Genomic DNA, 18,886 nt, shown 5'->3' with positions numbered 1-18,886 from the left:
TTTACTCCGCCAGCCAGACATCATTCAGCGCCGTCCCCTGCACATTGGCGTCGGTGGTGAAGCTACGTACATTGCTGCGCGCCAGGGTAAAGGATTGCATCTCCACCAGCGGCACAATCGGCACTTCGCTGCTGGCCAGCTGAGCAAACTGGTGCACTAAACTTTTGCGTTTGGCTTCGTCGGTTTCAATGGTGATCGCCGCCACCAGCTGATCCATTGCCGGCAGGCTAAAGCCGGTGGCATTGCGGAACGCGCCGCCTTTAACGATGCCGTCAGTGGTAAAAAACTGCGTGACGGTCGGCACCGGTTCAATTGGCGCGGTAAAGTTGGAGATGGCAATATCGTAGTCATAATCGCTGTAGATGCGTTTTAACGCGGTCGCGCGATCGACCGAATCGAGCCGCACGCCAATACCGACATCTTCCAGCGCCTGTTTCAGGTACTGCCCCAGTTTGGCGTTCTCCTCAAACCAGGCTGCCGCCAGCAGGTTAACCGTAAAGCGTGTATCGCCCTTTAACGGCAACCCGGCCTGATCGAGCAACTGGCGTGCTTTATCCGGGTTAAAATCATAGGTGGGCACATCGGCAGTGAAAAACAGGGAGTTACTGCTAAAGATCGGCGAAACCGCCGCCTTGCCGCGACCAAAATAGATGGTGTTAATAATAAACTGGCGATCAATGGCATGCAGAATCGCCTGCCGGACCTCACGGCGTTTCACATGCTCACGGCGCTGGTTAAATTCCGCGGTCACCGTCCAGGCGGAGTTTTCATAGCCGCGCGTATCCAGCACCACTTTGCCGGTTTTTACCAGACGATCGATCTCGCGCGCCGGCACCGGATTGGAGTAACCCACGCTCAGTTCGCCGGTTTCCAGTGCAGCGGAACGGGAGGCGGCATCACCCCACCAGCGCACTATCAGCTTGTCGAGCCAGGGTTGCCCGGCGGACCAGTAAGCGTCATTGCGCGTATACTCCACATGGCTGCCGCGCACCCAGTTACCATATTTCCACGGGCCGGTACCGACCGGGCGATTGTTGACCGGGTTGGTCAGCAGATCTTTGCCCGCATACAGATGTTTTGGCAGCACTAACTGATACTGTCCGGCGAGGGTCGATTTCAGGAAGAACTCCGGCACCGGCACGGAAAAACTGAGTTTTACCGTATGCGGATCCAGCGCTTCCGCCGCTTGCAATGATTTCAGCGCAATACCGGCTGAGATCGCTTTCCAGTGTTCCAGCGCGTTAAACACCACATCTTCCGCGCTAAACTCATTGCCGTCATGCCACTTCACCCCTTTTCTCAGGGTAATGGTGTAACTTTTAAAATCTGCGGCTGGCGTGACCTGCTCCGCCAGCGCTGGCTGGAATTGCAGGTTATTATCCAGTTTCAGCAGGCGTTCAAGGATTTTGGTTGAGGTCTGAAACGGCGCGGAACCGCCGCCGCCGGGCACATACAGCGCCTGCGGTTCCAGCCCGCCCCACGAGATCACCAGCGTGCCGCCTTTTCGCGGTACGGCGGCGCTGACCGCTGCCGCGCTGGCGGGACTGAGCAGAGAGAAGGCGCTGAACTTACCGGCAGCCGCCAGTCCGGATCCTATAGCCGCCACCGTCAGTAAACGACGACGTGAATGATTGATAGTCATGATTTTTTCTCACCGGAAATAACAGTGGTGGCATAGCTGGCGCGACCAATAGCCAGTAACTGCCCCTGCTGATTAAACACATCCACATCCGCGACCCCGACGCTGCGGCCAAGACGCCGCACGCGCGCCACCACCTGCAAATCGGTATCAATCGCCGGACGCAGGTAGTCGACACGAAAGTTAATGGTCGGCAGCCCCTGCCCCAGTAACATGCCGAGTGCGAAATCGCCGACGGTATCGATAATCGAAGCCAGCGGGCCGCCATGCCACTGCCCGCTGCCCGCTTTGCGCTCAAATTCCGCGCGCATCGGCGCGGTGACCGTGAGGGTTTCGGCGGCGTAATTGACTTCATCAACACGCAGGTTAAGCCAGTGAATAAACGGAGAGTTTTGGAAAATAGTGTCGATTTGTGCGACGGTTAGCTGCTGGCTCATACCACCACCACCTTGCCAAACACCTGGCGTTGTTCCAGCGCTGCCAGCGCTTCAGCGCCCTGCTCCAGCGGCCACTGGCGATCAATCACCACTTCCAGCTGTTTATCCGCCACCAGCTGCAGTAGCCTGTGCAAATCTTCGCGCTCCCAGCCATTAGAGCCACGGATCTGCAGTTCATAGGTCCAGATGTAGCGCAGATCTTCCTGTGGCGCAAAGCCCGCCGTCGCGCCACAGGTCAGCAGGCGCCCGCCGACGCGCAGCACGCGCAGCGACTTCACCCAGCTATCGCCGCCGGTAAAATTGACCACCACGTCAACGCCGCCCGGCTGCGCCGCACCGCGTCGCCGCGCCGGTTTACCGTGACGGGCAAAAATCGTCTTCATAAAATCTTCATCGCGATACAGAATCACTTCGTCAGCGCCCAGTTCGCGCAGACGGCTGGCTTTCTCTTCGCTGCCGGCACAGGCAATCACATAAGCGCCAGCCAGTTTCGCCAGCTGTACGCTACAGACGCCGACACCACCGCTGGCGCCAAGAATCAGCACTTTTTCGCCCGGCTGAATCTGGCCGATACGCTGCATCATGCGATAAGCGGTGCCGTAAGCCACCGGCAGCGCAGCGGCGGCGGCATAAGACACGGTTTCCGGTAAGGCAATCAGCTGATGCGCGGGCACCAGACAGCGCTCGGCCAGTCCACCGTGGGTGGTTTCACCAATCAGACCGCCGTCGATACGATTAACAGGATCGGCTAACACACGATCGCCAGCTTTCCACTCAGTGACCGCTTCGCCGGTGGCAATAATTTCACCGGCAACGTCCAGACCGATAATTACCGGAAAGGGTAAATTGATCCCGGGCATACCACGGCGGGTAAAGATATCGTGATAATTAAGGGAGGAGGCTTTGACGGCGATAATAACGTCATCTTTGCCCGGTTGCGGATCCGGAAAATCATTTTCAAGGCGTAACCGATCGTTATCACCATGTTCTCTTAATACAATGGCTTTCATTTTTTCCCCGATTAAAAAATTACATCAATAGTTTGCAACTCGCACCAGCGGCTTATTTAGCGGTCTGGCGATAAACCAGCCTGCCGGTCAGCGACTGTGGGTTTTTAATTAAATTCAGTACCGGACACCACTGCTCCACCGCTTCATGCAGTGCACTGATTTCCGCTTCACTGACATCGCTTTCCAGCTCCACCGTATAACGAATGTTATAGGGAAAGAACGGTACGTTCTCATAACCAGCGACTTTGCCGCCGCGTGGATCAATTTCGGCCTGCACTTCCACTTCGAGCTTGCTTAGCGGGATCTGGCGGTCGGCCGCATGTATAAGAAAGATATGGGTCAGACAGCTGGAAAGCGAACCAAGAAAGATTTCAGGTGAGGCCGGGCCAAGATCGTAACCGGCAAAATCGGGCGGACTGTCGCTGATAATATGGTGATCGCGGATACGAATATGACGGATGCCGCTACGACCTTCGGCAGTCGCACGCGCTTTTAACGTTACCGGCTTAATGCTGCTCGGATCCACTGCATTACGCGCCAGCAAAGCAGTCCGTTTCTCAATTAAATATTCAGCTAAATTACTCATTATTCCTCTTTATTAATCGGCCACCGCCGGGGAAATAGCCACTATTACCCGTGCGTTATTAATTTAGAAATCAGGAACATCGCTCCTGTGATTGACGCTGATAACAGCTTTACCATCCCCCACAGGCTGTGTGGAAATGAAATAATAAGCTAAGCTAAGTTCGAAAATGGCAATCAGGCTGGCTGCTGCTGGCATCGGTAAAACAACGAATAAATCTGTATTTATGCTAAGCAAAGGTCTTTTAATGCTAATCAACCGTGCAGATAACAATCCTGCTCTGGGTATTTGTCAGCGCAATGGGGTGAACGCCACCCCATTAGTGATACTATCGGTAGCAGGAAAGATAATTGAAACTTATAGCTTAATAATGCAGACAGGTGTCATTCTGCCGGCAAAGGCGTCGGTAACATTATCCCTGCCGGACATCAGATGATGTAATTCCAGCATTAATTCATTTTGTCGCGCCTGTAATTTTTCTAACTGGCGCATCAGCATTTGCTGCCGAAATGTCAGTTGCTGCTGCTGGAGATATATTCTTGCCAGTTTTTGCTTCTGAATCCGCAGTTCAGACGGTGTCAGTTTGCCCGACCACACCAGCATTTTTTCCATCAGCATGCCAAGCGCATTACTGCGTGCAAGACACTGTTGCTGCGCCTGTAGCGTTAGCAGATATTGCTTTTTCAGTTCCGCCAGCCGAAAGCCGAGCCGCCCTTCGCGACGCGGTGTTAATGGCAATATATGATGCGCTTTTACCTCTCCCCCTGGCGCTCCACTACTTCCTGTTGCTGCCCGACGTCGCATGATTTGTCTCCTGTGTTGCGGTTCGCAAATGGTCACTTTCTGAAAAATAGCGATTAAATTAATAGAGAAAAAAAGAACATGACAAATAAATAATAATTTCGGTTTTATCAGGACGGTTTATATTGCATTCAGACTGACTAAGCCACTATCAGTAAAAACACTGATATGTCGATTATCACAAGCATTGTTTGGTTAATTATTATTAAACTCACCATTAAGCATATTATTTATTTTCGTCAGGCCGGACGGCGGTGATTTTTACAAGGAATCAGAATATGACCGATCAAAAATTGTTACTGGTGGATGATCATCAGCTTATTGCTAATGGCATTATCAGCATGTTAGCCCCACACCCCTGTTTCAGGATTGTGGCGTATATTAACGACGGGCTGGCAGTATATAACGCCTGCCGACGATACCAGCCGGATATCCTTCTGCTCGACAGCAGTCTGCCGGGTATAAATGGCCTGGATATACTGCCAACGTTGCATCAGCGCTGGCCACAGATGCGGATTGTGGTCTATTCAGACAGTAATGAAGAGCATCTGGCCATACGCGCGCTCTGCGCAGGCGCGCTGGCTTATGTGCTGAAAAGCAGTTGTCAGCAGGTTCTGCTGACGGGGTTGCAGTGCGTGGCGCTGAATAAAGAGTATATCGACCCGGCGCTTAATCGCGCAGCGATCCACAATGCAATACGCAAGGATCTGCAACCGCGTCAGCTGCTGACGCCACGCGAGCGCCAGATCCTGCAAATGATTGCTGAAGGTCACAGTAACCGGCTGATTGCCGAACAACTCTGCATTAGCGTCAAAACCGTGGAGACGCATCGACTGAATATTATGAGCAAACTCAATGTGCATAAGGTTACGCAGTTGCTGAGCTGTTCACGACGTCTTGGTTTAACGCTGTAGTCGGTGCCTGCCCTGAGCGGCAGGCACTATTAATGTTTAAGGCTGCGCAGCGGTGACACGCCAGACGGTATCACCAGCATCATCGGCAATTAATAAACCGCCCTGCTGATCCATCGCGAGGCCAACGGGCAGTCCTCTGACCTGTTTCTGATCGTCAGTAAGAAATCCGCTCACCACCGTTTTAGGCTGACCAACCGGTTTACCATCTTTAAATGCCACCCACGCCACCCGATAACCATTTAGTGGTTTACGGTTCCAGCTACCGTGTTCACTGATAAACGCGCCGCCACGATATTCAGCCGGCAGATTGGTGCCGGTGTAGAACCACAGGCCAAGCGGCGCAACATGCGAACTGAGCGCATAATCGGGTTTAAGCGCTTTGGCGACTAAATCCGGGCGCGGCGGCTGTACGCGCTGATCGATATGCTGACCGAAATAGCTGTATGGCCAGCCATAAAAACCCCCTTCCTGCACCGAGGTCAGATAATCCGGCACCAGATCTGCACCGATTTCATCGCGCTCATTAACCACTGCCCACAATTTTCCGCTTTGCGGTTCCCATTGCAGACCGGTTGGATTACGCAAGCCACTGGCGTAAATCCGGCTGGCGCCACTCCTGGTGTCCACTTCCAGAATCGCGGCCCGGCGATATTCGGCGCCGATACCGTTCTCAGTAATATTACTGTTAGAACCGACCCCGACATACAGCTTGCTGCCATCCGGGCTGGCCAGCAGCGACTTAGTCCAGTGATGATTAATGGGGCCGCCCGGCAGTTCGGTCAGTTCGGTGCCAGGATCGCTGATTTCCGTCGCCCCGCTCTGATAATGATATTTCATCAGCCCGTCAGCATTTGCCACATACAACGTATCGCCGATTAGCTGCACGCCGAACGGCGAATGGAGATGTTGCAGGAAAACATGTTTTTCCCAGCTTTTGCCATCGCCGTTGCTGTTACGCAGCAGAGTAATGCGGTCGCCGCCTTTACCGCCTTTACCGGAGGCCTTCTGTACCACGCCCATAATCAGCTGTTTTGGCCGGGTGGTCGGTTTGGCCGGGCCGTTGGCTTCAACCACCAGAATATCGTTATTCGGCAACACATAGAGCTGACGTGGATGCAGGAAACCGTCAGCTACCTTTTCAATTTTCAAGCCATCGGCGACCTTCGGCGTTTCTCCCTGCTTCCATGGCGTGCCTTCCGGCACCTGCATCGGTGGCAGCAGAAAGTTTTGTGCTTCCGGCAGAACCGGACTGGCGCCTGTCTGTTGTTCCGGCGCAACTTTTGCACCGTCATCGCAAGCCGTCAGCAGCAGTGGCAGGGTTAAGATCACACCTGTGATTCGATTCATAACATCTCCTTAAGCTGTGCGCTGACGCAGGGCGAGTTGCAGATTGGCAAGGCTGAGCAGAACCACCACCAGGGTGGAAAGCGTAACCCCTGATGGCACCGCCGCCCATGCATCACGGCTATGAATAAAGGCGTTAACGATCGCCAGCACCACTGCCAGCGCATTAGCCCAGAAATGCACTCTGGCGCCAGCCTGCGGCAGGATGCTGCGGGTGATCCATAACTGCACCAGATTAATCAGCCGCGGAATTATCGCCAGCAATAAACCGAAAACAATCAGCCAGCTGGCGCCCTGGATCCAGAATATTTCATAGCTATAGAGATAAATAATATCGAATATCCAGCCAGCGACAAAAAAGCCGAGTGGCAGCGGGTTTAACAGTTCATAAATCGCGACGGCCAGCGCCGATTGTTGCCTGTTACCATTGGCCTTCATTTACAGACTCCTTAGTCATTATCAGTACGCCTGCCAGCGGGAAGGTCGCCAGCAGGCTCTTCGCCACAGGTAATATATTAGTAAAATTAATCAGATTGCGTAAATTAAAAGCGCAAACAGATTAAGCGCGTTGACCCGCCAGTCACTATCCTTCAGCATACTGACGCATACAGTTAACAGGAGCAGGCTATGCAATATCCGCGAGTGGGGGTCGGTGTACTGATTTTTCGCCAGGGAAAGCTACTGCTGGGTTGCCGCAAAGGCAGCCATGGCGCAGAAAGCTGGTCTGCGCCAGGCGGGCATCTGGAGTTTGGCGAGTCGGTGGAACAGTGCGCGCGGCGCGAAGTGCTGGAAGAGACCGGTTTACAGCTGGCGACTATTGAGCGCGGCCCGGTGACCAATGATATTTTTGCTGATGAACAGAAACACTATATCACCCTGTTTGCGCTGGCTTATGCACCCGCTGGCGAGCCACGGCTGTGCGAACCTGATAAATGCAGCGGCTGGCAGTGGTTTGCTGTTGATGCACTGCCCGCTCCGCTGTTTTTACCGCTGCAGAATCTGCTGTTACAGTATGGCGCGAATACGCTTAGCCGCCTGGCGCACCCTGACTAATCGGTCAGCGTCCGCCTTCACTATCCCGCTGCGCGCCAGGCTGTGGCGCCGCAGCCTGGGCGTGACAATAGAAGAACGGAATATAACCGGCACCCAGCATCAGTCCAATCATCATGCTTTTAAACACATCGGCAAAGGGCACCGCATTCACCCCTGAATACACGGAACTGAACTGCGATGCCCGCGCGGCCACCGTCGTCAGCAGCCGGTCGGTGGCGGTCTGATAGTTGATCTCCGGCAACGGACGCAAGCGGAGATCAAAGCTGACGGCAGAATTATGCTGTGCCTGAGCAGTCAGACCGCGGTAAGTCATTTCATCGGCCGTCTCGCCAATGGTATTAATGATCGCCTTGCCTAACATATTGGCGATCGCCGCCCCCAGTAACGGTTCCAGCGCTCTGGACAGCAGGGTCATGCCTTCTGATACCAGCATCTGATTGCCACTGTAGGCAATGGCAGATTTACCACAGGCTTCCAGACTGAGCCCCGGCTTACTGTTGTCCGATAATTGCAGAAAATACTGGGCGATATCGCGTAGCGGGACATAAATAAATACCGCAGCGATAAGCGCATTAGCGGCTAAGGTAATCCCGGCGGTAGCCACCAGTGCAGAACCCGCACCGGTTATTAACGCAATATTAGCCAGCCGCGCGCTGAGGCTGGCGGCTGTCTGCGTTCCCGCGTGCAGATCGCGGGCAATGCCAGCCAGTTGTAACGCAATCGGCATCGCAATAGCAATCGCCCCCAGGGTGACCGAAGCAGAGACCGGCGCATTTTTTAATAATACCGGTAATACATTTTTTGCCACATATTCACGCAGCGTAGTGGGTATGGCCACTGACACCAGATTACGGCTGAGCACTAAACCGACATTTCTGCCATGGCGCTGCAAAAAATCCAGCCTGCGGACGTAGGAGGTCGGGGGGGAATAATTAAGGTTCTGTGCATACTTACTGATGACACTTTCAGGAATATCAATGCAGATCTCGTCACGCACTACTGCCCCGTTCGCATGGAGATAATTATTATTCCCCTCTGCCTTTGGCGCTAACGGATTAATATCGGACGGCATATTAATCACACTATAATCAGCATGTTCTTTATTTACCCCGTTCAGCTGAACTTCTTCCGGGGAATATGTCTGCTGCCGCGTAATATTTTTGGTCAGGGTCAGCGCATTGGCCAGCGCAGGATAACATAAAGGGTCGGCTGACTGTGGGGTGAAGGGTAACAGTTTGTCAGATACCGACAGCGTACGTCGCAGTTCCACAAGGAAGTGTTTCGCCCCGGGTGATGTGGATAAATCCGGCATACTCAGATAATGATCGGCAAGATATTTATTGTTGTTGTCAGTAATCACTTAACACTCCTTGGTATTTATAAGGAGAAATTAAACACCCTTTTTCTCCCCTGAATGTTAAGCGTAGAGGGCAAAACCTGACAGACTTATAAAAAAAGCTCATTGTGATATCAATCACACCATAGGAAATACTTATATTTCGCCCACCACGTAATAATCAATTGTTTATAGTTAAGAGCAGAAATTGTAAATTCTTCTGCTCTTAGTATTTCCGGGCGGACGAAAAGCGGTTACGGAATCAGTTTTTCCGCACGCAGTTTATCAAACAGATCGATAAAGGCATCGCGGGTACACTGATAACCATTAAAGCCTGCTTTGCGGCTTTTACTGATATCGGTAATCACTTCCATTGGACGCCCCAGATCGGCATCGGTATGCCACCATGACGCCAGCTTCGTGATATCCGTCTGCTGTAAACCATACTGCTCAGCAATTTTCTGCCACTGCGCAGCGGCATTCTGCATGCGCCCTTCCAGCGGTTGCATCTCGCCGCTAAAGGGCATCGCTTCAATACCAAAGTAATCGGCAATCTGCGACCACATCCACTGCCAGCGGAAAACATCGCCGTTGACCACATTAAAATCTTCGTTTGCCGCCTGTTCACTGTCAGCTGCCCACAGCAGCTGACTGGCCAGCAGTCGCGCATCGGTCATATCAGTGACGCCGGACCACTGCTGAGCCGATCCCGGAAAGACAAACGGTTGTCCGCTCTGTTTGCACAGGGTGGCGTATACCGCCAGAGTCTGTCCCATATTCATCGCATTACCCAGCGCATAACCGATGATGGTATGCGGACGATGTACGCTCCAGCTGAACGCGTATTTTTTTGCCGCAGCAAACACTTCATCTTCCTGCGCGTAATAGAAATTCTCAACTGGCTGACGTCCCTGCTCTTCGCGGAACGGGGTCTGCGGCACTTCACCTTTACCGTACGCATCGAACGGGCCAAGGTAGTGTTTCAGACCGGTGACCAGCGCCACATGGCCGCCCTGCAATTTTTCACCGAGCGCCGCAAGCACATGGCGCACCATAGCGCCGTTGACGCGGATATTCTGCTGTTCATTTTCCTGACGCGCCCAGACGCTGAAAAATACCTTATCAACTGTAATATTTTGCAGCGCCTGGTTGACCGCCGTTTCAGAAGTCAGATCGGCAGTCAGTGCGATACAACCTTCCGGCACCGGCGTATTGCCGCGCGACAGGCCATAAACCTGCCAGCCTTCTGCCAGTAAACGTGTCGCCAGCGCGCTGCCCACAACGCCGCTGACCCCCACTATCAATGCACGTGATTTCATTTTTTTGCTCCTGTAAGTGATAACAGAAAGCTTAATATGGAATTAAATTCCCATCTCGGGTATAAATTCATAAATTTCACGACAAAAATTCATCAATCTATGATTTCCAGCGACCGCCTGAAAGGCATCACCCCATTTGTAATCAGTGTAGAAACCGGCAGTTTTACCGCCGCGGCGGAGAAGCTGCATCTGAGCAACTCGGCGGTCAGTAAGAGTATCGCCAGACTGGAGGAGCGGCTTGGCTCGCGTCTGTTTGACCGCACCACACGTAGCCTGATGCTGACCGACGCCGGTCAGGCGTTCTATCAGACCTGCAGTCGGGTGCTGGATGAGCTGGCGGAAGCAGAATCGGTGCTGGCGGCACAGCGCAACCGCCCGGCGGGACGCCTGCGCATCGCCCTGCCGCACTCCTTCGGCCGTCTGCAGGTGCTGCCGCTGCTTAACCGTTTCTGCCGTGAATATCCTGACGTACAACTCAATATTACCTTTACCGATCGTTTTATTGACCTGATTGAAGATGGCATTGATATCGCGGTACGTATCGGCGGCCCTGCCGATTACCCGGCGTCACTGGGCTATCACTATCTTGGCAGTGAACAACTGATATTTTGCGCCGCGCCGGACTATCTGCATCAGCATGGTGCGCCCCTATCCGCCGATCAACTCAGTGCCCATCGCTGCGTCGCCTATGCCCGTCATGATGGCAGCACCACGCCCTGGACATTTACCGCCGCCGACGGGCGCAGCATGACGCGTGAGATTTCACATGCCATGGCGCTGGGCGATGGCGAAGCCTTGCTGACGGCGGTTGTGGACGGTATGGGGGTGGCGCAGATCGCCAGCTGGCTGGCGCGTGAACCGCTGGCGCGAGGCGAACTGACGCCACTGCTGGAACCGCTGGTGGTGGAAGGGTTGCCGCTGTATCTGCTATGGCCACAGAAAAAGCAGCTGACACCAAAGGTCGATGCACTGTTGCAGGCGCTAAAGCAGCTTAAAATCGATTAGCGCGCCAGCGGATAGTGAATAAGATCGTGCAGACGTACATTCTCAGTGGTGGCATTACGATAGGTATGGGCGCAGTCGGCCTGGAAGCGCAGCGCATCACCGGCCGCCAGCTGATGCCAGCTATCATTGACCATCAGCTCCAGCTGACCTTCAATCACGATAACATGCTCAATCACGCCCGGTTGATGGGGTGAAGAGGCGCTGACCGCGCCGGGCGCCAGATCGACGACAAACATATCAAAGCCGAGCTGATGGTCGAAGGGAAACAGCGGTACCACGCGCATCCCGACACTGGCCTGACTGAAGGCCGCCAGATCGCGATAACGCTGCACGGTGACCGGAGCGGGCGTCAGCACCGGTTCAATAAAAGCGGAAAAGGCAACATTAAAACCGGTGGCGATTTTCCACAGGGTCGCCACCGTCGGACTGGATTCCGCGCGCTCAATCTGGCCAAGCATCGCCTTACTGACGCCGGTGCGCGCCGCCGCCTCGGTTAAACTCCACTGACGTTCCGCGCGCAATTGCTTAAGCGTTAACGCCAGTTGCTGATTAAGTTGTTGCATCATACTCCTCACTTTTCTGCCCGCCAGTATAGCGACTTGTGCGTTATAACGCACGGTGCTATGTTGTGCGCTATAACGCACTAGCAGGATTAAGAGCCATGCGCGCAGCGATCTCAGAATCTCAATTCACCCCGGCGATTATCGCCGGTTTTGTCGCGGTACTGGTTGGTTACAGCAGTTCGGCGGCGATTATCTTTCAGGCCGCAGCAGCGGCTGGCGCCACACCGCTGCAAATTGGCGGCTGGCTCACCGTGCTGGGGCTGGGACAGGGCATCACCTCGATCGGTCTCTCCTGGTATTACCGTATGCCGATCCTCGCCGCCTGGTCGACGCCCGGCGCAGCACTGCTGGTCACCAGCCTGCCTGGCGTATCGCTCAATGAAGCCATTGGCATCTTTATTTTTGCCTCAGCGCTAATCCTGCTGTGCGGCGTGACCGGACTGTTCGCCCGCCTGATGAACCATATTCCTCTGGCCATCTCCGCCGCCATGCTGGCCGGGATTTTACTGCGTTTTGGCCTCGATGCTTTCGGCGCGCTGCAGGTTAATTTTGTCCTGAGCGGCACGATGTGTCTGGTATGGCTGCTGGCGCGACGGTTCGTCGCACGCTACACCATTATGCTGACGCTGCTGGCGGGTCTGCTGGTGGCGATATTACAGGGCACCATTCATTTCCCGCAGCAGCCGGTGCATTTTGCCTGGCCGCAGTTTATCGCCCCGCACTTTACTCTGGCTACTCTGCTGGGGATTGGCGTGCCCTATTTTATGGTGACCATGGCATCACAGAATGCGCCAGGCATCGCTACCTTAAAAGCAGCAGGCTATCCGGCGCCGGTATCGCCACTGATTAGCTGGACGTCGCTGACCTCACTGCTGCTGGCGCCTTTTGGTGGCTTTTCAGTCTGTATCTCGGCGATCACCGCGGCGATCTGTATGGGTTCTGATGTGCACCCCAATCCGCAACGCCGCTATATCGCCGCGATGGCCGGGGGGGCATTTTATCTGCTGGCTGGCGTATTCGGCGGCGCCATCGGTATGCTGTTTAGCGCCCTGCCCGCGGCGCTGATTCATACCATTGCCGGCCTGGCGCTGTTGGGTACGCTTTCCGGCAGCCTGCATCAGGCGCTGAGTGACAGCAAGCAGCGCGATGCGGCGATCATTACTTTTCTGATTACGGCCTCTGGCGTCACGCTGCTGGGCGTCGGCGCCGCCTTCTGGGGCTTAATCGGCGGTGTGCTGGCCCATCTGATTTTATCGCTGCCGCAACGGACGCGATAAGCGGTTATCTGTGATAAATACTATTCTGTCACTCCGGGACTGGCGTATCGCTTTTAAGCGGCGTCAGCGATAAAATAGCCTGATTTTTTGCGGCGTTACCATCTGCGCTCGCCGCACCAGGAGTATTGACGTCTGCGGTTTAGCAGAGGCAAGGACAGAGGAGAGACAGATCGGTGAATCAGCTTCAGCGTACACATATTGCTACGGTGGTTGAATCCATCTATGGCAAAACCGGCGGTATGGCAGTGCCAGAGGTGGATCCGCTGATCCGCGACTCATGGCAACGCTGTGTAGATTCTCACGGTCTTGATCCCTTTCGTATGCAGCAGGCGCAGATTTTGTCTGCCGCTGAACTGCATGCGCATCGCGAACCGCTCGACGAGTTTCGCCGTTTTGCCTGGCACGGGATGACGCAGCTGTGGCAACAAGTAGCGCCAGCTGGCTATATGGTATTGCTGACCAATGCGCAGGGCGTCACTGTTGATTATATCGGCGATAAACATGCGGCGATCCGTTTGCGCCGCGCGGGTCTGTTTGCCGGCGCGCAGTGGACTGAAGCCAGTGCGGGAACCTGTGCCGTCGGCACCGCGCTGGCGACCGGTTTGCCGCTGACCGTTCATCAGCATGATCATTTTGACGCCACCCATATTCCGCTCACCTGCAGTGCAGTACCGCTGTTTGACCCCACCGGCCCGCTAAAAGCGGTTCTGGATATTTCAGCGCTGCGCTCGCCGCAGCCGAAAGAGAGCCAGCATCTGACGCTGCAAATTGCGCAGATGGCGGCGTGGCAAATCGAACAGGCCTGGTTTAACCATCATCACCAGTATGACTGGGTGCTGAAGCTGAGTCTTACCTCCTCATTTGTCGATATCAACCCTGACTTCCTGCTGGCGTTTGACGCCGCTGGTCGTCTGGTGGGCCATAACCACCGCGCGCAGCGCATGCTGGAAGCGGAAATGGGTTTTATCCGCGCGGAGTTAACCGCTGTCAGTGCGCTGATCGGCTTGCGCTTTGAGCAAATTTTTCAGCAAAGTTTTGATCAGTTGCCGGGCTATCTCCACACTGGTAGTCAGCGCCCGGCGCTAATCGCCCTGCTCGATAGTGGTCGCGCGCTCTGCCTGAGCGTCGTCGCTCCGCCGCCGCGTCCGCGCGCAGCCTTATCGTCCGGCGACCGATCCCTGCCTGACCCCCTGGCGGCGCTAAATGGTGGCGATGCGACGCTGCAACGGCAGTTACTGCGTGCCGCTAAGTTACTGAACAGCCCGATCAATCTGGTGGTACAGGGGGAAACCGGCAGCGGTAAAGAGTATTTTGCCAAAGCCTTTCATCATGCCAGCGATCGCGCAAACGCGCCTTTTATCGCGGTGAACTGCGCCGCGATCCCCGCCACGCTGATTGAAAGCGAACTGTTTGGCGCGATGCCTGGCAGTTTTTCCGGCGCCAGCAGCAAACCTAAACGCGGCCTGATCCAGGAAGCCAGTGGCGGCACCCTGTTCCTCGATGAAATTGGCGATATGCCGCTGGAGATGCAGTCGCGTCTGTTACGTGTGCTGTCGGAGCATGAAGTGTTGCCGGTTGGCGCATCGCGGCCAGTGGCAGTCGATATCAGGGTGATCTGTGCCTCTCACTATCAGCTGGAGCAGCGCGTCGCTGCCGGTCATTTCCGTGCTGACCTCTATTATCGCCTCAATGGCGCGCAGATCATCCTGCCGCCCCTGCGCCAGCGCAGCGATCTTGAAGTGGTGATTGAGCGGATGCTGGACGGGAAATCGGGCTTAACCCGCGCCGCGCGCCAGCGGCTGCTACAGCATAGCTGGCCAGGAAACCTGCGCGAATTGCGCAATGCGCTTGACTATGCTCAGCAGATGGCCGGACAGCACCCGATTGCGCCTGAAGATCTGCCGGACAGTTTCCAGCAGCCCGCCGCTTTGCCCGCTGAACCCGCGAGCCTGCACTCTCCTTCCACTGATATTGAGGCGCTAAGGCTGATTCAGTTACTGACGGCGACACAGTGGAACCGCACGGCGGTGGCGCGCCAGCTCGGCATCAGCCGGATGACGCTTTACCGTCATATGCGTCGTCTGGGGATCCGCTCCCCGCTGAGCGGGGAACAGTGATGACAAGCCGGGTCATCGCACCCGGCTTAAACGTTTATTGCGGTGGACGAACCAGAATTTTAACCTGCTGCTTTTCACGCACCAGCGCATCAAAACCTTCCGCCACGATATCGTCCAGCTCGATTCTTTTGGTGACCAGCTTATCTGCCTGGAAATAGCCCTGGGTCATCAGTTCCATTACTGCCGGGAAGATATTGCGATAGGCGATAATGCCTTTCACTGAGCGCTCTTTCAGAACCAGCGTATTTGGATTGAACGCCGCTTCACCTTCCCAGATCGACACCACAATCGTCTCACCTTCATAACGGGTGCTGTTAATGCACTGTTTCAGCACCGCCGGTACGCCGGTGACTTCAAAGGCGACGTCCACACCGCCGTCAGTCAGCTGGCGGATCACTGTAACTGCATCTTCTTTAGTTGGGTCGATTACCCGACGCGCGCCCAGCTCCAGCGCTTTGGCGGAGCGCTGTGGCGACAGCTCAACCACATAGATCTCTGCAGCTCCGGCCGCGCGTAGCGCTTCTATCAGCAACAGGCCAATCGGACCCGCGCCGAACACCGCCGCTTTGCCGCCAACTTTCAGGGTGCTCATCCGCACTGCATGCAGCGCCACCGCGGCAGGTTCCACCAGCGCGCCCTGCTCGAAGGAGAGCGCATCCGGCATGCGGTGAACCATATGCTCCTGCACCACGGTAAACGAGGCAAAACCCCCGCCGCCACCGGATAAACCGTGAAAACCCATCCCTTCGCACAGATTGTATTTCTTCTCGCGACAGGGTTCACATTCACCGCATGAGAGGATCGGCTCAACCACCACGCGGTCACCGGCTTTCACTTTGCTGACGCCCGCGCCAACTTCCACCACTTCACCGGAAAATTCATGGCCCATCACAATCGGCGCAATATCGCCGCTGATCGGATGTGGTTTTTCTACCGGCACAAAAATCGGCCCGGCGAGATATTCATGTAAGTCACTGCCGCAGATCCCGGTCCAGGCGACTTTGATTTTGACCTTTCCGGCGGAAACCTGCGGTTCATTAATCTCTTCAACTTTAATATCGCGTACCTGATGCCAACGTGCAGCTTTCATCAACTTCTCCATTACGACAGAAATAAATCATCCCTCACCGGCGTAATCAGTGCAGGTAAAGGTGTCCCTGTTGCATATAGCGAAATCTGTGCCAGCTTTTGCAGGTGATATTAGCAACGGGAAGATGAGAAATAGATCTATGTTTCATAAGGTTAAGATTTACAGCAATGAACAGAACATTTATTTTTATCCACGCTGTTACAACAGTAACGGGTTACAGTTGTAACAGTGAAACGATGGAGTGTTACTGACTAATGCGCAGGGCGGCTCTGTTTCCAGCACGCAGTGGGTCGAAGCCAATGCGTGAACAATATAACGTAGAGATTATGTTGTTCCGCAAATTTGTTAAATCCGGAGTGTATTAAGACATTATTATCACTGAATAAGGACATTCAGATGAGTAAGAGATCGGATATTATCGATGGTTCACAGGCTGCTTTTCCTGACAGAGAATAGTGCTTCAGTGTTACAGCGGTAACCAGTTACCGCTGTAACACCATACACACACTACTATTCGTCCAGCAATGGGGCAAAGCCGCCATAAATCATCCTCTGGCCATCAAATGGCATTTCACCCATCTCTTTTATGCGTGGATCCGCCATCATCTTGTGATTCGCCTCATCGCGAACCTGTTTTGACGGATACTCGATCCAGCTAAATACCACCACTTCATCCTCCTGCGCTTTTACCGCACCACGGAAATCGGTGAATTTACCCTCTGGCACATCATCTCCCCAGCACTCGACAACGCGAATGGCGCCATACTCTTTTAGCAGCGGGGCGAATCTGGTGGTCATCTGGCGGTAAGCCTCCTTATTGACGGCAGGTACCGCTAATACAAAACCATCGACATAGTTCATCTGGTAACTCCCTGACTCAGGTTGGGGAGCGGGCTGAAACTAACCCGCTCTGGCTTAATTTTAGTCGTTCAACCATCGATGCCACAGAGAGTTGCCACTTTTAGCGCTTATTCCGGCGTTTGATTTGTCATTATCAGAACTAAAGTAATCATAATCTTGGATAACACATTATTTTCTGCCTCAGGCATCGTCACATAAGGGCCCTTATACGTGGCAAAATCATTTTTACGCAGCGGAAACCTGGATGCAGTACTGGCGTTAGGGGAAAATGGACAACCGGTTTATGCCTCCGCCCTGCAACTTCGTGAGACTCTGCGCCTCAGAAAACAACCAAAGATTGCTGACTGTCTGGCTATTCCCCAGGCCAATGAGAGCGGTGACCGTATCGACTGGTATGCGCCATTCAGCGGAAGGGTGAAATCCTGGATTGCCGCCAGCGACAGCGAACGCGCCTCCGCCATCAACCTGCTGGAAAGCTGTCAGAACGGCGTCAATGAGATCAGTCAACGCGCGCAGAGTGCCGGGAAACCGGCGATGCAGCTGTTTGGCGTGTTGCTGAGTAAAGCCTTTCAGTTCCCCGATCAGAACTATATCTATCTGGTAGATGGCAAACCGGTGATTACCTTCTGGGGTTTTGTCGATCTCGATAAAAAATCCCGCGCCGATGCGCTCGACTGCCTGCGCGCCACGCTGCAGGTTAACCTGCCGCCGATTGTGCCGGTCTGTGTCGAACCACCAGTGGTAGTGACGCCAGTTGCTGCCCCACTGCCAGAACCTGAACTCCCAGTCGCCGAAATCGCGGTGCCTGCGCCTGCGCCCGCTGCAGTGCCTCCCGTTAAAAAAGCACCTGCCTCATGGCGCCGTTTCTGGTGGTTATTACCGCCGCTGGCAATTGCCGGGGCTTTTGCTGTGCAGCAGCAACAGCGTGCTGAGCCGGTGGAACTGCCCGCAGCAGAAACTGCCGCCAGGCCTGCGCCGCTCAGTGAAGTGCAGCCCGCACCGGTGGCCGCCGTAGCGCCCGCGCCACAGGCAGAGGAGAAAACCACTCTGCCGCTGGCACCTGCCACGCATGATGAAACCCTACCGGTAGCAGCCCCTGCGGTTGAGCCGCCAGTTGAAGCCGCCGCCGCAGAACCTGCGGCCCCGGTCGCTAAAGATGCGCTGGTGATGCCTGCTGACGCGGTGAAAATTGGATCGACTAAATTCCTCAACGGTAGCTGGCGTGTCACGCTGGATGTGAAAAATCTGCCGACCGGCAAGCCGCCGAGCCTGAAATATCAGCTGAAAAATGGCAAAGGTACGGCGCGGATTGTTCAGGGCGATGGCATTAGCTGTAAAGCCGATATTACTGCCGGTTTAATGAGTTCCGGTAATCTGGTGATTAACAGCCGTTATACCGCGCGTTGCAGCGACAGCAGCCGCTATAAAATGCCGGAAATCACCTGTAAACAGGGTGCGACGGGCGCAGCGGTTTGTGAAGCAAGCTATGGTAATGATACGGTCTTTCCGATGACGATTAAACGCGAGAACAAGTAAC

At 54.6% G+C, this 18,886-nt stretch carries 18 protein-coding genes; 6 read left to right on the top strand and 12 right to left on the bottom strand.

Going from position 1 to position 18,886, the window contains the following annotated elements:
* Position 1: 1 nt before the first annotated feature.
* The 5 genes from N5923_RS19240 to N5923_RS19220 form a co-directional block, all read right to left on the bottom strand.
* Positions 2-1,642, bottom strand: coding sequence for an ABC transporter substrate-binding protein (locus tag N5923_RS19240; RefSeq protein WP_267144764.1), 1,641 nt, complete (start codon positions 1,640-1,642; stop codon positions 2-4).
* Positions 1,639-2,076 carry a PaaI family thioesterase gene (locus tag N5923_RS19235; RefSeq protein WP_267144765.1) on the bottom strand — a complete coding sequence of 146 codons (438 nt, stop codon included), beginning with the start codon at positions 2,074-2,076 and terminating at the stop codon, positions 1,639-1,641. The genes N5923_RS19240 and N5923_RS19235 overlap by 4 nt, the downstream gene beginning before the upstream one ends.
* Positions 2,073-3,086, bottom strand: a complete 1,014-nt coding sequence (locus N5923_RS19230) for a quinone oxidoreductase family protein (protein WP_267144766.1) — start codon at positions 3,084-3,086, stop codon at positions 2,073-2,075. Before N5923_RS19230 ends, N5923_RS19235 begins: the two co-directional genes overlap by 4 nt.
* A 52-nt stretch (positions 3,087-3,138) precedes the next feature.
* Positions 3,139-3,672 carry an OsmC family protein gene (locus N5923_RS19225; RefSeq protein WP_267144767.1) on the bottom strand — a complete coding sequence of 178 codons (534 nt, stop codon included), beginning with the start codon at positions 3,670-3,672 and terminating at the stop codon, positions 3,139-3,141.
* A 354-nt stretch (positions 3,673-4,026) separates the two neighbouring features.
* Positions 4,027-4,473 (bottom strand): hypothetical protein, encoded by a 447-nt coding sequence (locus N5923_RS19220; RefSeq protein ID WP_267144768.1) that lies wholly within the window; start codon positions 4,471-4,473, stop codon positions 4,027-4,029.
* A gap of 275 nt (positions 4,474-4,748) precedes the next feature.
* Between N5923_RS19220 and N5923_RS19215 the strand changes: the two genes are divergently transcribed.
* Entirely contained in the window at positions 4,749-5,384 is a 636-nt protein-coding gene (locus tag N5923_RS19215) for a two component system response regulator (protein WP_267144769.1), read from the top strand.
* Positions 5,385-5,420: 36 nt separating this feature from the next.
* Here N5923_RS19215 and N5923_RS19210 read toward each other — a convergent pair whose 3' ends face one another.
* The gene (locus tag N5923_RS19210) at positions 5,421-6,731 is read right to left on the bottom strand and encodes a PQQ-dependent sugar dehydrogenase (RefSeq protein WP_267144770.1); all 1,311 of its coding nucleotides are present in this window, start codon (positions 6,729-6,731) and stop codon (positions 5,421-5,423) included.
* A 9-nt stretch (positions 6,732-6,740) separates the two neighbouring features.
* Positions 6,741-7,166, bottom strand: a complete 426-nt coding sequence (locus N5923_RS19205) for a DUF2231 domain-containing protein (protein ID WP_267144771.1) — start codon at positions 7,164-7,166, stop codon at positions 6,741-6,743.
* Positions 7,167-7,355: 189 nt separating this feature from the next.
* Here N5923_RS19205 and N5923_RS19200 point away from each other — a divergent pair, with 189 nt between their 5' ends.
* Positions 7,356-7,781 carry a nucleotide triphosphate diphosphatase NUDT15 gene (locus tag N5923_RS19200; RefSeq protein WP_267144772.1) on the top strand — a complete coding sequence of 142 codons (426 nt, stop codon included), beginning with the start codon at positions 7,356-7,358 and terminating at the stop codon, positions 7,779-7,781.
* 4 nt (positions 7,782-7,785) lie between these two features.
* On the opposite strand, the gene N5923_RS19195 is transcribed toward N5923_RS19200, so the two are convergent.
* Both N5923_RS19195 and N5923_RS19190 read right to left on the bottom strand, forming a co-directional pair.
* Positions 7,786-9,141 carry a hypothetical protein gene (locus N5923_RS19195; protein WP_267144773.1) on the bottom strand — a complete coding sequence of 452 codons (1,356 nt, stop codon included), beginning with the start codon at positions 9,139-9,141 and terminating at the stop codon, positions 7,786-7,788.
* A 230-nt stretch (positions 9,142-9,371) separates the two neighbouring features.
* Positions 9,372-10,436 carry an SDR family oxidoreductase gene (locus N5923_RS19190; protein ID WP_267144774.1) on the bottom strand — a complete coding sequence of 355 codons (1,065 nt, stop codon included), beginning with the start codon at positions 10,434-10,436 and terminating at the stop codon, positions 9,372-9,374.
* Between the two features lie 99 nt (positions 10,437-10,535).
* On the opposite strand from N5923_RS19190, the gene N5923_RS19185 reads away from it, so the two are divergent.
* A complete protein-coding gene (locus N5923_RS19185) occupies positions 10,536-11,441 on the top strand; it encodes a LysR family transcriptional regulator (protein ID WP_267144775.1) in 906 nt (301 codons plus the stop codon).
* On the opposite strand, the gene N5923_RS19180 is transcribed toward N5923_RS19185, so the two are convergent.
* The gene (locus N5923_RS19180) at positions 11,438-12,004 is read right to left on the bottom strand and encodes a helix-turn-helix domain-containing protein (protein ID WP_267145126.1); all 567 of its coding nucleotides are present in this window, start codon (positions 12,002-12,004) and stop codon (positions 11,438-11,440) included. The two genes, N5923_RS19185 and N5923_RS19180, sit on opposite strands and share 4 nt — an antisense overlap.
* 98 nt (positions 12,005-12,102) lie before the next feature.
* Here N5923_RS19180 and N5923_RS19175 point away from each other — a divergent pair, with 98 nt between their 5' ends.
* Positions 12,103-13,281, top strand: coding sequence for a benzoate/H(+) symporter BenE family transporter (locus tag N5923_RS19175; RefSeq protein WP_267144776.1), 1,179 nt, complete (start codon positions 12,103-12,105; stop codon positions 13,279-13,281).
* Positions 13,282-13,454: 173 nt separating this feature from the next.
* Positions 13,455-15,398, top strand: coding sequence for a sigma-54-dependent Fis family transcriptional regulator (locus N5923_RS19170; protein ID WP_267144777.1), 1,944 nt, complete (start codon positions 13,455-13,457; stop codon positions 15,396-15,398).
* Positions 15,399-15,432: 34 nt separating this feature from the next.
* Here the strand turns inward: N5923_RS19170 and N5923_RS19165 are convergent, their stop codons facing one another.
* Positions 15,433-16,488, bottom strand: coding sequence for a 2,3-butanediol dehydrogenase (locus tag N5923_RS19165; RefSeq protein ID WP_267144778.1), 1,056 nt, complete (start codon positions 16,486-16,488; stop codon positions 15,433-15,435).
* 510 nt (positions 16,489-16,998) lie between these two features.
* On the bottom strand, positions 16,999-17,349 hold the full coding sequence (locus N5923_RS19160; RefSeq protein WP_267144779.1) for a DUF1428 domain-containing protein: 351 nt from the start codon (positions 17,347-17,349) through the stop codon (positions 16,999-17,001).
* Positions 17,350-17,559: 210 nt separating this feature from the next.
* On the opposite strand from N5923_RS19160, the gene N5923_RS19155 reads away from it, so the two are divergent.
* Positions 17,560-18,885 carry an SrfA family protein gene (locus tag N5923_RS19155; RefSeq protein WP_267144780.1) on the top strand — a complete coding sequence of 442 codons (1,326 nt, stop codon included), beginning with the start codon at positions 17,560-17,562 and terminating at the stop codon, positions 18,883-18,885.
* The last annotated feature ends 1 nt before the right edge of the window (position 18,886 follow it).

Source organism: Winslowiella arboricola (assembly GCF_025527015.1).
In the GTDB taxonomy this organism is placed as follows: Bacteria; Pseudomonadota; Gammaproteobacteria; order Enterobacterales; family Enterobacteriaceae; genus Erwinia; species Erwinia arboricola.
This window is presented reverse-complemented; position numbering and strand designations above follow the sequence as displayed.

Excerpts from the sequence above, each read along its gene's own strand:
- N5923_RS19240 (WP_267144764.1), bottom strand. The coding sequence starts at position 1,642 with ATGACTATCAATCATTCACGTCGTCGTTTACTGACGGTGGCGGCTATA.
- N5923_RS19235 (WP_267144765.1), bottom strand. The coding sequence starts at position 2,076 with ATGAGCCAGCAGCTAACCGTCGCACAAATCGACACTATTTTCCAAAAC.
- N5923_RS19230 (WP_267144766.1), bottom strand. The coding sequence starts at position 3,086 with ATGAAAGCCATTGTATTAAGAGAACATGGTGATAACGATCGGTTACGC.
- N5923_RS19225 (WP_267144767.1), bottom strand. The coding sequence starts at position 3,672 with ATGAGTAATTTAGCTGAATATTTAATTGAGAAACGGACTGCTTTGCTG.
- N5923_RS19220 (WP_267144768.1), bottom strand. The coding sequence starts at position 4,473 with ATGCGACGTCGGGCAGCAACAGGAAGTAGTGGAGCGCCAGGGGGAGAG.
- N5923_RS19215 (WP_267144769.1), top strand. The coding sequence starts at position 4,749 with ATGACCGATCAAAAATTGTTACTGGTGGATGATCATCAGCTTATTGCT.
- N5923_RS19210 (WP_267144770.1), bottom strand. The coding sequence starts at position 6,731 with ATGAATCGAATCACAGGTGTGATCTTAACCCTGCCACTGCTGCTGACG.
- N5923_RS19205 (WP_267144771.1), bottom strand. The coding sequence starts at position 7,166 with ATGAAGGCCAATGGTAACAGGCAACAATCGGCGCTGGCCGTCGCGATT.
- N5923_RS19200 (WP_267144772.1), top strand. The coding sequence starts at position 7,356 with ATGCAATATCCGCGAGTGGGGGTCGGTGTACTGATTTTTCGCCAGGGA.
- N5923_RS19190 (WP_267144774.1), bottom strand. The coding sequence starts at position 10,436 with ATGAAATCACGTGCATTGATAGTGGGGGTCAGCGGCGTTGTGGGCAGC.
- N5923_RS19185 (WP_267144775.1), top strand. The coding sequence starts at position 10,536 with ATGATTTCCAGCGACCGCCTGAAAGGCATCACCCCATTTGTAATCAGT.
- N5923_RS19180 (WP_267145126.1), bottom strand. The coding sequence starts at position 12,004 with ATGCAACAACTTAATCAGCAACTGGCGTTAACGCTTAAGCAATTGCGC.
- N5923_RS19175 (WP_267144776.1), top strand. The coding sequence starts at position 12,103 with ATGCGCGCAGCGATCTCAGAATCTCAATTCACCCCGGCGATTATCGCC.
- N5923_RS19165 (WP_267144778.1), bottom strand. The coding sequence starts at position 16,488 with ATGAAAGCTGCACGTTGGCATCAGGTACGCGATATTAAAGTTGAAGAG.
- N5923_RS19160 (WP_267144779.1), bottom strand. The coding sequence starts at position 17,349 with ATGAACTATGTCGATGGTTTTGTATTAGCGGTACCTGCCGTCAATAAG.